This is a genomic window from Pseudomonas sp. BJa5, assembly GCF_030272875.2.
In the GTDB taxonomy this organism is placed as follows: Bacteria; Pseudomonadota; Gammaproteobacteria; order Pseudomonadales; family Pseudomonadaceae; genus Aquipseudomonas.
In genome coordinates, this window is sequence record NZ_JALRNG020000020.1 from 1 (window position 1) to 12,927 (window position 12,927).

9 protein-coding genes are annotated in these 12,927 nt (G+C 67.5%); 6 read left to right on the forward strand and 3 right to left on the reverse strand.

Annotated features, from left to right (window positions below; all coding sequences use genetic code 11):
- Positions 1–1,127: 1,127 nt before the first annotated feature.
- Complete coding sequence (locus tag M2D63_RS13300) at positions 1,128–2,447, reverse strand: MFS transporter (RefSeq protein WP_285863383.1); 1,320 nt, start codon at positions 2,445–2,447, stop codon at positions 1,128–1,130.
- The gene (locus M2D63_RS13305) at positions 2,432–3,415 is read right to left on the reverse strand and encodes a flavin reductase family protein (RefSeq protein WP_285863384.1); all 984 of its coding nucleotides are present in this window, start codon (positions 3,413–3,415) and stop codon (positions 2,432–2,434) included. The genes M2D63_RS13300 and M2D63_RS13305 overlap by 16 nt, the downstream gene beginning before the upstream one ends.
- Positions 3,416–3,593: 178 nt before the next feature.
- Here M2D63_RS13305 and M2D63_RS13310 point away from each other — a divergent pair, with 178 nt between their 5' ends.
- The 5 genes from M2D63_RS13310 to M2D63_RS13330 all read left to right on the forward strand — a co-directional run bounded on the left by M2D63_RS13310 (position 3,594) and on the right by M2D63_RS13330 (position 11,103).
- Complete coding sequence (locus M2D63_RS13310) at positions 3,594–5,030, forward strand: coniferyl aldehyde dehydrogenase (RefSeq protein WP_285863385.1); 1,437 nt, start codon at positions 3,594–3,596, stop codon at positions 5,028–5,030.
- A gap of 51 nt (positions 5,031–5,081) precedes the next feature.
- A complete protein-coding gene (locus M2D63_RS13315; RefSeq protein WP_285863462.1) occupies positions 5,082–6,650 on the forward strand; it encodes an amidase in 1,569 nt (522 codons plus the stop codon).
- A 174-nt stretch (positions 6,651–6,824) separates the two neighbouring features.
- On the forward strand, positions 6,825–8,534 hold the full coding sequence (locus M2D63_RS13320; protein ID WP_285863386.1) for an FAD-dependent oxidoreductase: 1,710 nt from the start codon (positions 6,825–6,827) through the stop codon (positions 8,532–8,534).
- Between the two features lie 8 nt (positions 8,535–8,542).
- Positions 8,543–10,237: an FAD-binding protein gene (locus M2D63_RS13325; protein WP_285863387.1), complete on the forward strand. Its 1,695-nt coding sequence runs from the start codon at positions 8,543–8,545 to the stop codon at positions 10,235–10,237.
- 107 nt (positions 10,238–10,344) lie between these two features.
- The gene (locus M2D63_RS13330; RefSeq protein ID WP_285863388.1) at positions 10,345–11,103 is read left to right on the forward strand and encodes an SDR family oxidoreductase; all 759 of its coding nucleotides are present in this window, start codon (positions 10,345–10,347) and stop codon (positions 11,101–11,103) included.
- A 102-nt stretch (positions 11,104–11,205) separates the two neighbouring features.
- Here M2D63_RS13330 and M2D63_RS13335 read toward each other — a convergent pair whose 3' ends face one another.
- Positions 11,206–11,991, reverse strand: coding sequence for an enoyl-CoA hydratase (locus M2D63_RS13335; RefSeq protein ID WP_285863389.1), 786 nt, complete (start codon positions 11,989–11,991; stop codon positions 11,206–11,208).
- Between the two features lie 135 nt (positions 11,992–12,126).
- On the opposite strand from M2D63_RS13335, the gene M2D63_RS13340 reads away from it, so the two are divergent.
- Complete coding sequence (locus M2D63_RS13340; protein WP_285863390.1) at positions 12,127–12,912, forward strand: SDR family oxidoreductase; 786 nt, start codon at positions 12,127–12,129, stop codon at positions 12,910–12,912.
- Positions 12,913–12,927 lie beyond the last annotated feature (15 nt).

Genomic DNA, 12,927 nt, shown 5'->3' on the forward strand with positions numbered 1-12,927 from the left:
GCGAAGCCTGCGATCGACTGCGTAGCAGTCGCAATCCGGCCAGTTCATTGGGCCAGATGTACTGAGGCAGTCTGGTTCTACGGCCGCTTCGCGCCCGATCGCAGCCTGGCGGCAGCTCCCACAGCGTCCGGGGCATGCCGGGAACCCCTGTAGGAGCTGGCGAAGCCTGCGATCGACTGCGTAGCAGTCGCAATCCGGCCAGTTCATTGGGCCAGATGTACTGAGGCAGTCTGGTTTTACGGCCGCTTCGCGCCCGATCGCAGCCTGGCGGCAGCTCCCACAGCGTCCGGGCAGGCTGGGAACCCTTGTGGGAGCTGGCGAAGCCTGCGATCGACTGCGCAGCAGTCGCAATCCGGCCAGCTCATTGGGGCAGGTGTACTGAGGCGGTCTGGTTTTACGGCCGCTTCGCGCCCGATCGCAGCCTGGCGGCAGCTACCACAGCGTCCGGGGCAGGCCGGGAACCCCTGTGGGAGCTGGCGAAGCCTGCGATCGACTGCGCAGCAGTCGCAATCCGGCCAGCTCATTGGGGCAGGTGTACTGAGGCGGTCTGGTTTACGGCCGCTTCGCGTCCGATCGCAGCCTGGCGGCAGCTCCCACAGCGTCCGGGTAGGCTGGGAACCCCTGTAGGAGCTGGCGAAGCCTGCGATCGACTGCGCAGCAGTCGCAATCCGGCCAGCTCATTGGGGCAGGTGTACTGAGGCGGTCTGGTTTACGGCCGCTTCGCGTCCGATCGCAGCCTGGCGGCAGCTCCCACAGCGTCCGGGTAGGCTGGGAACCCCTGTAGGAGCTGGCGAAGCCTGCGATCGACTGCGCAGCAGTCGCAATCCGGCCAGCTCATTGGGGCAGGTGTACTGAGGCGGTCTGGTTCTACGGCCGCTTCGCGCCCGATCGCAGCCTGGCGGCAGCTCCCACAGGGCATACCGGGAACCCCTGTAGGAGCTGGCGAAGCCTGCGATCGACTGCGTAGCAGTCGCAATCCGGCCAGCTCATTCGGGCAGGTGTACTGAGGCGGTCTGGTTCTACGGCCGCTTCGCGCCCGATCGCAGCCTGGCGGCAGCTCCCACAGCGTCCGGGGCAGGCCGGGAACCCCTGTAGGAGCTGGCGAAGCCTGCGATGCAGTCACCACTTTACCCCTGACGCCCCGCATGCACCGCCACCCGGCCCAACAATCCCACCGCCCCCAGCAAAGGCAAACTCACCAGCACCAGCGCATAGCGCAACGATTCCTCCCCCCACCACGGCAGCAGCAGGTCGCTGAACACCCCGGTCAACACCGGCCCGATCCCCACCCCCAGCAAGGTACTGACAATGGTCTGCAAGGCCATGGCCGTACCCCGCCGGCTGGCGGGCACCAGTTGGGTCACCAGGTTGTAGCAGGGCGCCACCCACCAGACCACGAAGAAGCTGTACAGCGCGCACCACAGCATGGCCACTGGAATCGGCACACCCGCCCATTCAGTCAGCACCCCGGCCGGCCACAGCAGGTAGACGACCAGGGCGGCAAGGGCGGTGAGGTTGCCCAGCACCGGGATCAGGATCTGCCAGTGCGCCCCCCGATAGCTCAGGCGATCGTTGAGCCAGCCGGCGAACAGCCCGCCGATGCCGGCGGCTACGCCACAGATGACCCCGGCCAGCAAGCCGGCATGCTGCAACGACAGGCCATGGGAGCGGATCAGGAAACTGGTGTTCCACATGCCGATTGCGTAGGAGCTGAGCGTGGTCAGGCCGCCGGCCAGGATCAGGCAGCGATAGGCGGGCAGGGCCCAGAGCGCCCGCGCTTCGTTGCCCAGGCTCAGGCGCGGGGCGGCCGGGGTACTGCCAGTCAGGTCCCAGCGGCCGCGCAGCGGGTCGCGCACCAGCGCCAACATGACGCAAAACGCCAGGGCCGGCAGGCTCAGCGCAATGAACGCACTACGCCAGCCATAGTGCTCGACCACCCAGGCGCCGATGCTCAGGCCGATGATCGAGGAAAAGGTCGGTGCCGCGGTGAAGCAACTGATAGCGAACGAGCGTCGGTGCGGCGGGTACAGGTCGGCGATCACCGACAGCGAGGCCGAGGTGGTCGGCGACTCGCTCACCGCCACCAGCATCCGCGCAATGGCCAGCACCAGGAAGCTGCCGGCCAGCCCGCAGGCCAGGGTCGCCAGGGCCCAGAGCAGGCACGACAGGGCCAGCAGGCGGGTGCGCGGCAAGCGGTCGACCAGGCGCCCGGCCGGCAGGCCGAGCACGGCATACACCGCGGCGAAGGCCAGCCCCGAGATCAGCCCCATGGCGGTGTCGCCGACGCCGAACTCGGTCTTGATCGGGTCAATCATCACCGCCAGGATCTGCCGGCCGACGAAGTTGTCGGCAAACACCAGGGCCAGCAACAGCAGCAGTCCATGGCTGCGCCAGCCGACCCTGGTCGCCGGCAGGCCATGCACGCCGACGTTCAACGCGGCGCCCACAGGTCCGGCAAACCGGGGTCGCTAACCACGATCAGGCGCTTGAGCAGCACCTTCAATGCCTGGGCATCGGCAGGTCCGAGCTTGGCTGCCAGTTCCTCTTCCACCACCTTGGCCAGGGCCAGTTGCTGCAACGAGGCTTCGCGGCCGTTGGCGGTGAGCACGAAGCGCTGTTGCCCGGGCTCGCCTTCGATCGCCACCAGGTTCTGCCGTTCGAGGAAGCGCATGCTCGGCAGCGTCACTTCATGGCCGGTGTAATTAACGAAGGTGTTGATCTCTGCCAGGCTGAGGTTGTCGCGGATGCACAGCACCGAAAGGATGAAGAACGCCTGTTCGTCCAGTTGCTGGTTGTTCAGCAGCCGGCGCAGGGCGTTGAGCAGCTGGTAGTGGGCGCGGCCCAGCAGGTAGCCGAGCAGGTCCTCGGTGTAGCTGCACTCCGGCGGCGGTGGGGTGGTGGCCAGGCGCAGTTCGGTGCGTGGCTTGCGCGTGGCCAGGGCGTACTGGCCGCTCTGGAAGGCCAGCGGCGCGCGCTCGCTGTGGTCGAAGGCGAGCACCTCGCCGACGAAGATCACATGGTCGCCGCCTTCGTACTGGAACGCCGTGCGGCACTGGAAGCGCGCGGTGCAGTCCTGCAGCAGCGGCGCTTCGCTGACGCCGTTGTCGAACTGGATCTCGGCGAACTTGTCCTCGCCCTGGGTGGCGAAACGGCCCGACAGCGACTCCTGCTCGGTGGACAGCACATGCACGTTCCAGTGCTTGCCGCTGCTGAACACCGGCAGGCTGCGGGCTTTTTTCGACAGGCTCCAGAGCACCAGCGGCGGGTTGAGCGACACCGAGTTGAAGCTGTTGGCGGTGATGCCCACCGGCGAGCCGTCTTCGGCCTGGGTGGTAATGATGGTGACCCCGGTGGTGAAGGTGCCCAGCGCGGTGCGGAAGGCCTGGGGGTCGAAACCTGTGTTTGGCATTGCCATGACTGACCTCATGGGATGGGATTTTCGTGAGGCCAGTATTGGTCGCAGCCCTTGTCTACACATCGTCTTAACGGACTAACGCTTTTGCCGGATTCTCGTCCGATCGGACGAGGCGCAAGGCCCGTTGGCACCGCTAGTGTGGCGCCAGCCACCACCCACCCGAGCCAAGGGGACCTTGATGAACGCAGCGAGCCCAATCCTGGATACACTGACGGGCCTTCTGGCCGAACAGAAACAGGCCTTCAATACCGCCGGCGCCGTGCCTGCCGCCACCCGCCGTCGACGCCTCCAGCAGGTGATTGAGCTGCTGGTACGTCACCACGCGCAACTGACCGAAGCCATCGACCTGGACTTCGGCGGCCGGCCTGCCGGTTTCTCGTTGATGAACGACGTGCTCGGCGCCCTGGGCTCGCTCAAGCATGCCCGCGACCACCTCGAAGACTGGATGCAGGATGAGCGCCGCCAGCCGTTCGCGCCCTATGACCTGCTCGGCGCCGAAGCCTGGGTGATGCACCAGCCCAAGGGCAGCGTCGGCATCATCGGCACCTGGAACGCGCCGCTGTACACCTTGCTCAGCCCGCTGGCCTCGGCCCTGGCGGCGGGCAACCGGGCGATCCTCAAGCCCTCCGACGTGGTCCCGCGCACGGCGCAGTTGCTGGAGCAACTGTTCGCCGAGTACATCGACCCGCTGGAGGTGGCGGTGGTCACCGGCGACTCTTCGGTGGCCAAGGTGTTCTCCGCCATGCCGTTCGATCACCTGGTGTTCACCGGCAGTACCGAAGTCGGCCGTTCGGTGATGCGCAACGCGGCGCAGAACCTGGTGCCGGTGACCCTGGAGCTGGGCGGCAAGTCGCCGGTGATCGTTTCGCCCAGCGCCGATCTTGCCCGCGCCGCCTTCAGCATCGCGGTGGCCAAGGCCAGCAACGGCGGGCAGATCTGCATCAACCCGGACCTGGTCTATGTGCCCGAGGACTGCCTCGAAGCCTTCCTCGCCGCCCTGCGCAGCGCCTACTCGGAACTCAACCCTACGGTGGCCGGCAACCCGGATGTGGTGGCGGTGGTCAACCAGCGCCATGTCGAGCGCGTCGAAAGCTATGTGCAGGAGGCGCGGGCCCTGGGGGCGCGGGTCGAGTGCCTGCCCGAAGCCGTGCCGCTGGATGCCGCTGACCGTCGGCGGCCGCTGCAGGTGGTGGTCAATCCGCCCAAGGACAGCCTGATCATGCGTGAAGAAATCTTCGGCCCGGCCATGGTGGTGCTGACCTACCAGCAGCTCGATCCGGTGCTGGCCGACATCAATGCACGCCCAAGGCCCTTGGCCCTGTACTACTTCGGCGCCGACCTCGACGAGCAGCGTCATGTGCTGGAGCACAGCCTGTCGGGCGGGGTGACCATCAACGAGGTAATGATGCACGCCGCCATGCACGACGCGCCTTTCGGCGGTGTCGGCGCCTCGGGGTTGGGGCATTACCACGGGCGCGAGGGCTTCCTCGAATTCAGCCATATGCGTACCGTATTCAAGGCCCCGGCCCATGACCCGCGCCGCGAATGGGGCGTACTGCCGCCCTATGGTGATCACTACCTGGCGGCGATGACCGCCATGGTCACCGCCGACTGATAAGGTGACCCGCCCATGCTTGACCTTCGACCCACTGCCCAGGAAGTCCCCATGACCGAGCACACTCCAGTCACCCCTCTCAGCGCCAGCGAAGGGCCTGCCAACTGGCCGCGGCGCAGCGTTCTCAAGGCCGGCGCCCTGGCGGCCGGTGTCGGCCTGCTCGGGCGCTTTGCCGATGCCCGCGCCGCGGGCCTGTTGGACAGTGACTATCAAGGCCTGGACGCCTGGGCCATGAGCGAGGCGGTGCGCAAGGGCGAGCTCAGCGGCGAAGACCTGCTGGCGGCGGCCCTGGCGCGCTGCAGTGCGGTCAACCCGAAGGTCAAGGCGGTCAACATGCTGCATGAAGACTACGCCCGTGCCTTGCTCAAGCAGAGCGGCCAGGCCCAGGGCGCGCTGGCCGGCGTGCCGGTGCTGGTCAAGGACCTCAACACCTACCTCAAGGGCACGGTCACCAGCAACGGCAGCCGCCTGTTCAAGGATGCGCCGCCCGCTGCCCGCACCAGCACCCTGATCAGCCGCTACGAGCAGGCCGGGGCGCTGCCGTTCGGCAAGACCACCTGCCCGGAATTCGGCCTGACCACCACCACCGAGTCGCTGCTCTGGGGCCAGACCCGCAACCCCTGGAACCTGGACCACAGCGCCGGCGGCTCCTCCGGTGGCGCCGCCAGTGCGGTGGCGGCCGGCATCGTACCGGTGGCCCATGCCACCGATGGCGGCGGCTCGATTCGTATTCCGGCGTCCTATTGCGGGCTGATCGGGCTCAAGCCCAGCCGCTATCGCACGCCCAGCGGGCCGGCGCATTTCGAAGGCTGGTTCGGGGCCAGCGTGGGCAACGTGGTGTCGCGCAGCGTGCGTGACATGGCGCTGTTTCTCGATGTCGGCCAGGGGCACGAGCCGGGCAGCCCGTACTGGATTACGCCGCTGGCACGGCCCTACGTCCAGGAACTGGAGCGTGAACCTGGCAAGCTGCGGGTCGCGGTGGTGCGCCAGTCGCTGACTGGCACACCGCTGGATCCGGCGATTGCCGCCACCCTTGAGCAGACCATCAAGCAACTGACCGGCCTGGGCCATGAACTGGAGGAGTTGAACCTGGCGGTCGATCCCCGGCAGATGTTCGGCGCCCATGGCACGGTGATCGGCATGGCCCTGACCACCCTGGTGCGCGATCGCGAGCAGGCGCTGGGGCGGGCCGCGGGGCCTGCGGACCTGGAGAAGATCACCCAGGTCGTGCTTGAACGGGCCCGGGGCACCACGGCGGAGGGCTTGTACCGGGCGCGGCAGACGTTCGAAAGCATCGGTGCGCTGATGGAAAGCCACTTCGAACGCTTCGACCTGATCCTCTCGCCGGTCACCGCCAACCTCACCCCGCGCATCGGTCTGTTGTCGCTGGACCAGGACTGGGCCACTTATGCCAGCCATGCCATGGGCAGCGCCGGCTTCACCGCGCTGGCCAATGTCAGCGGCCACCCGGCGATTTCCCTGCCGCTGGGCTGGAGCCCGGACGGGCTGCCGGTGGGCATGATGTTCACCGCGCGCCTGGGCGGCGAGGACGTGCTGCTGCGCCTGGCACGGCAGCTGGAGCAGGCGATGCCCTGGGCGGGCAAGCGCGCGGTGCTCTGATCCCACACCGATCGCGGGACAAGCCCGCTCCTACTGTGGGAGCTGGCGAAGCCTGCGATCGACCGCAAAGCGGTCGTAACATCCCTCCAGCCACACCTAGTCCACTTTGACGATGAGCCCGCCACCCGCTGAGTCGATGATCGAACCTGACTCTCAGCCAATGGCATAACAACAATGACAGCTCACGTTCAGACTCAAAGTGCCTATGACGTCATCGTCGTCGGCTCCGGTGCCGGTGCCATGGCCTCGGCGGTGTTTCTCGCCGACCAGGGCTTCAGCGTGCTGGTGGTGGAAAAGAGCGACAAGTACGGCGGCACTTCGGCGATTTCCGGCGGTGGGATCTGGATCCCCAACAACCACTACTTCGCCCGCCTGGGTGGCCACGACAGCTTCGAACTGGCCCTCAAGTACCTCAAGGCCGCCGCCGGCGAGCAGGTGGAAGAATCCCGTCTGCGCGCCTACCTGGACAACGCGCCGAAGATGATCGAAGCCCTGACCCGCACCAGCCGCGTGCGCTACGCGGTGGCCGAGAAATACCCCGACTACTACCCGCACCTGCCAGGCTCGCTGCCCGGCGGCCGCACCCTGGACCCGGAGCTGTTCGACACCAGCCTGCTGGCCGAGGAACTGGGCAACCTGCGCAAGCCATCGCCCTCGACCCTGCTGATGGGCCGTATCGCCTGGACCGCCCGTCACGCCCACAAGGTCATGGCCCGCAGCTTCGGCTGGCGCCTGCTGATCATCGGCCTGATGCTGCGCTACAAGCTGGACTTCAAATGGCGGCGCAAGAGCAAGCTCGACCGCCGCGCCGCCCTGGGCAGCTCGCTGGTGGCGGCGCTGCGCCGCTCGCTGATGGACCGCAATGTACCGTTGTGGCTGAACACCGACTTCACCGGGCTGGTCAGCGAAGGCGGGCGCATCACCGGCGTGACGGTGACCCGCGAAGGCCGCCCGTTGCAGTTGAAGGCCCGTCACGGGGTGATTCTCGGCTCCGGTGGCTTCGAGCAGAACCAGACGTTGCGCGAGCAGTACCTGCCGCAACCGACACGCATGGCCTGGAGCGCCACGCCACCGGGCAACAATACCGGTGCTGCCTTGCAGGCCGGCATGGCCGAGGGCGCGGCGACTGCCTTGCTCGACTGGGCCTGGTGGGCGCCGACCATTGCCGTACCCGGTGAAGAAAAACCTCGCGGCGTGTTCGCCGAGCGGGCCTTCCCCGGCGCCGTCGTGGTCAACGGCCAGGGCCTGCGCTTCGTCAACGAGGCGGCGCCGTACCTGGAGTTCGTCGACGCCATGTACCGCGACAACCAGGTCACCGGCGGCAAGAGCGTGCCGGCCTGGGTGATCTTCGACGCGCATTTCCGTCACAACTACGCCATGGGCCCGCTGATGCCGGCCCAGGTCATGCCCGACAGCCGCCTGCGCAAGGAGTGGCGCAACACCCTGTACTGGAAGGCCGATACCCTGGCGGAGCTTGCGCAACTGATCGGTGTCGATGCCGCGGGCCTGGAGAACACCGTGGCCAAGGTCAACGAATACGCCCGCACCGGCGTCGACCCGGACTTCGGCCGCGGCGGCAATGTCTTCGACCGCTACTACGGCGACAGCAACATCAAGCCCAACCCGTGCCTGGCGCCCGTGCGCAAGGGGCCGTTCTATGCCATGCGCATGGATGCCGGCGACATCGGCACCAAGGGCGGCCTATTGACCAACGCCGATGCCCAGGTGGTACGCGAAAACGGTGAGCCGATCGCCGGGCTGTACGCCATCGGCAACTGCTCGGCCTCGGTGATGGGCACCAGCTACCCCGGTGCCGGCGGTACCCTGGGGCCGGCGCTGACCTTCGCCTATGTCGCCGCCAACCACCTTGCCAGCCAGCGCTAGGAGCCGCCATGCACACTGCTGATAGTTCAACCTGCAGCTCCATCCTGCCGCCGGTACGGGTGACCGACAGCCAGGCGCTCAAGTGGGATGACCAGTGCGACGTGCTGGTGGTCGGCTGGGGCGCCGCCGGTGCCTGCGCGGCCCTCGAAGCCCGGGCCAATGGCGTCGACGTGCTGATCGCCGACCGCTTCACTGGCGGTGGCGCCAGCGCCAAGAGCGGTGGGGTGGTGTATGCCGGTGGCGGTACCCGCCAGCAACTGGCCGCCGGTATCAACGACAGCCCCCAGGCCATGTTCGACTACCTCAAGCACGAAACCTGCGGCGTGGTCAGCGATGCCACCCTGCGCCGCTTCTGCGAGCAGAGCGTGGCCAACCTCGAATGGTTGCAAAGCCATGGCGCGCCGTACGGTCACGAGATGCCTCCGGGCGGCAAGACCTCGTACCCGGGCGATGGCTATTTTCTCTACTACTCCGGCAACGAACTGGTGCCGTCCCATGGCGGCGCGCTGCCGCCCGCGCCCCGTGGCCATCGCACCGTGGGCAAGGGTCAATGCGGTGCGGTGCTCTACGGTCACCTCAACGCGGCCTGCCTCAAGGCCGGGGTACGCCCCTTGCTGCAAGCGGCGGCGCGGCGCCTGGTGCAGGATCATCAGGGGCGGGTGCTCGGTGTCGAGCTGTGGCGCCTGCCGCCGGGTAGCAAGGCCGCCGATGACCACGCCCGCCTGGCCGCCCGCGCCGAGCGCTGGCAGAACCTGGCGCCAGGCTACTGCGACAAGCTGCGCCAGCGCGTCAGCCAGCTGGAGCGCGAGCATGCCCAGCCGTACCGGGTGCGGGCGCGCCAGGGCGTGATCCTCAGTACCGGCGGTTTCATCTTCAACCGCGAGTTGATGCGTCAGCATGCACCGGCCTATCGACGCAACTTCAAGGTCGGTGCCACCGGCTGCGATGGCAGCGGCCTGCGCCTGGGCCAGACGGTCGGTGCCGCCAGCAGCGGGCTTGAGCGGGTGTCGGCCTGGCGTTTCATCAACCCGCCGCATTGCTGGCCCAAGGGCATTGTGGTCAACCGCGAAGGCCGACGTTTTTGCAACGAGGAAGTCTACGGCGCGACCCTCGGCCAGCCACTGATGGAAGAGCAGGGCGGGCGCGCCTGGCTGGTGCTCGATGCAAGGCTCAGGGCCAAGGCCATCCGCCAGGCGCTGTTCGGTGGCTATTGGTGGTTCCAGAGCGTGCCGGCGCTGGCGTTGATGCTGCTCAAGCCGCGCAAGGGCAAGACCCCGGCGCAGCTGGCTGCCGCTAGCGGCATGCAGGCCGAGGCCCTGGCCCAGGCGCTGCAGCGCAACAACGCCGCCGCGCGCGGTGAGGCCGAGGATGCCTTCGGCAAGTCGCCGGGCAGTCGCGAAGTGCTCGACCAGGGGCCGTTCTATGCCTGCGACATTTCCGTGGGCAACCCGATCTTTCCGCTTGGGGCGCTGACCCTGGGGGGCTTGAAGGTCGATGAAGGCAGCGGCGCCGTGCTGGATGAACAGGAGCAGCCGATTGCCGGGTTGTATGCGGCTGGGCGAACTGCGCTGGGTATTCCGTCGCACCTGTATATCAGTGGCCTGTCGCTGGCCGATTGCGTGTTCTCCGGGCGTCGCGCCGGGGCGGCGGTGGCCGGTGCGACTGCAGAGCAAACCTCGCTGTCGGCCGGTTGCAGGGCGTGACAGGGCGGGCCTAATCGCAGGGCAAGCCCGCTCCCACAGGTCGGTAGGAGCGGGCTTGCCCCGCGATAAGGCCATCAAAACCACCCACTATCAAAAGGACCCACCGCATGAACGGACGTGTACACGGTAAAGTCGCCCTGGTCACCGGCGGCGCCAACGGCATCGGTCGCGCCTGCGCGCGCCTGCTGGCGGCCGAAGGCGCCCAGGTGCTGATCAGCGATATCGACGTCGAGGCCGGCCAGGCCCTGGCCGCCGAGATCGGCGAGCAGGCCAGCTTCATCCGCCACGACGCCAGCAGCGAAAGCGACTGGCAGCAGGTGATGGCGTACCTGCGCGAGCGTCACGGGCGCCTGGATATTCTCTTCAACAACGCCGGCATCCTGCGCAGCGGGTCGGTGGAGGACACCTCGCTGGCCGACTGGCACCAGCTGCTGCGGGTCAACAGCGACAGCGTGTTCCTCGGTTGCCGCGAGGCGATTGGCTTGATGAAGGCCACCGGTGGCTCGATCATCAACATGTCGTCGATCGCCGCCCTCGGCGGGCGTGGCGACTACATGGCCTACAGCGCCTCGAAAGGCGCGGTGGCGGCCTTGTCGCGTTCGGTGGCGGTGCACTGCCGCCAGCGCAAGTACCGGATCCGCTGCAATACCTTGCACCCGGACAGCGTGCTTACCGCCATGACCCGCGCCAGTTGGCCGGCCGGCCTGGACCCCGAGCGCATGACCATCGACAACGACCCGATGCAGCGCATGTGCCTGCCCGAGGATGTGGCGGCGAGCGTGTTGTTCCTGGCCAGTGACGAGTCGCGGGCGATCAATGGCATGGAGATGCGTATCGACAGTGGTCAGTTGTTGATGAGTATCTGAAGCCTATCCATGGGTTCACCACTGTAGGAACGGGCTTGCCCCGCGATGCGATGTAACTGACAGCACGCTATCGCGGGGCAAGCCCGCTCCTACGGAGGGGTGTCAGTGGCCTTCAAACTGAGGGGCACGCTTGTCGATGAACGCCTGCATACCTTCCTTCTGGTCCCGCGAAGCGAACAGCAGGGCATTGGCCTTGCGCTCCAGGGCCAGCCCGGTCTCCAGCGGCCCGTCCATGCCCGCCAGGATCACTTCCTTGATCTGCTCGGCCGCCAGCGCCGGCATGCCGGCAATCAGCGCCGCCAGCTCCAGGGCCTTGGTCTGCACCTGGTCATCGTCCACCAGGTCGCTGACCAACCCGGCCACCCAGGCTTCCTCGGCGCTGATCGGCTGCCCGGTCAGCGCCATGCGCATGGCCTTGACCTTACCCACCGCCCGCACCAGGCGCTGGGTGCCGCCAATGCCGGGCATGATGCCGATGCGGATTTCCGGCTGGCAGAAGCGTGCGCCACGACCGGCGACGATCAGGTCGGCGAGCATCGCCAGCTCGCAACCGCCGCCGTAGGCATAGCCGCACACCGCGGCGATTACAGGCTTGGGGCAGTGTTGTATCGGCGCCCAGACCCGTTCGGTGTGGCGCTTGTAGATGTCGATGGCGCCGACCCCGGCCATGCTGGTGATGTCGCCGCCGGCGGCAAATACCTTGTCGCCACCGGTGAGCAGGATGCAGCGCACCTCGGGATTCTCGGCCAGGGCGGTGAAGTGCGATGAGAGCAGCGCCTGCAGTTCCAGGCTCAGGGCGTTGGTGGCCTGGGGCCGGTTCAGGCGCAGCCGGGCGACGCCGGGCAGGGGGTGGTCGAGCAGGACGGGTGGGGCGTTGGCATCAAGCATGATGATCCTCGTGCGCGCGTAGCGATGGCCGCCAGTGTCACCAGCGGGCCGGGTCGATTCATCGTCCGTTCAGACGACGAACACGCCATGGGTTGTCCCTAGAGTGACCCTTGTCAGAAACACAAGGAGCACGACATGGGGCAGCACGCGGGGTTGGATTACAGCGGCAAGGTGGTGCTCGTCACGGGCGGCACCAAGGGGATCGGCGCCGGTATCGCCAGCGAGTTTCTCGCCGCCGGGGCACGAGTGATTGTCTGCGCCCGGCACGCGCCGCTGCAGGTACCGGCGCATGGCAGCAACAGCGCCGTGTTCATGCCGGCGGACGTGCGCGACAGCGAGTCGCTGCAGGCGCTGTTCGACACGATACGCCATGAATATGGCCGTCTCGATGTGCTGGTCAACAACGCCGGCGGTAGCCCCCGGGCACCGGCCGCCGAGGCATCGCCACGGTTTCACGAGAGCATCATCCGCCTCAACCTGATCGCCCCCTTCAATGTCGCCCAGCACGCCAACCGGCTGATGCAGGCGCAGGCCGAAGGCGGTTGCATCCTGTTTATCGGCAGCATCAGCGCCCTGCGTTCCTCGCCAGGCACTGCCGCCTATGGCGCGGCCAAGGCCGGGGTGCTGGCGCTGGTGCAATCGCTGGCGGTGGAGTGGGCGCCGAAGGTGCGGGTGGTGGCGGTCAGCCCCGGCCTGGTGCTGACCGAGCAGGCGCATCTGCACTACGGCACCGACGCCGGCATCGCTGCGGTCAGCGCCGGCATTCCGGCCGGGCGCATGGCGGTGGCCGAAGACATCGCCAACGCCTGCCTGTACATGGCCTCGCCGCTCGCCGCCTACGCCAGTGGCTGCAACCTGCTGCTGCACGGCGGTGGCGAGCGTCCGGCCTTTCTCGACGCGGCCCAGGTGCTGCCGACCTGATTCACCCCGGCAGCG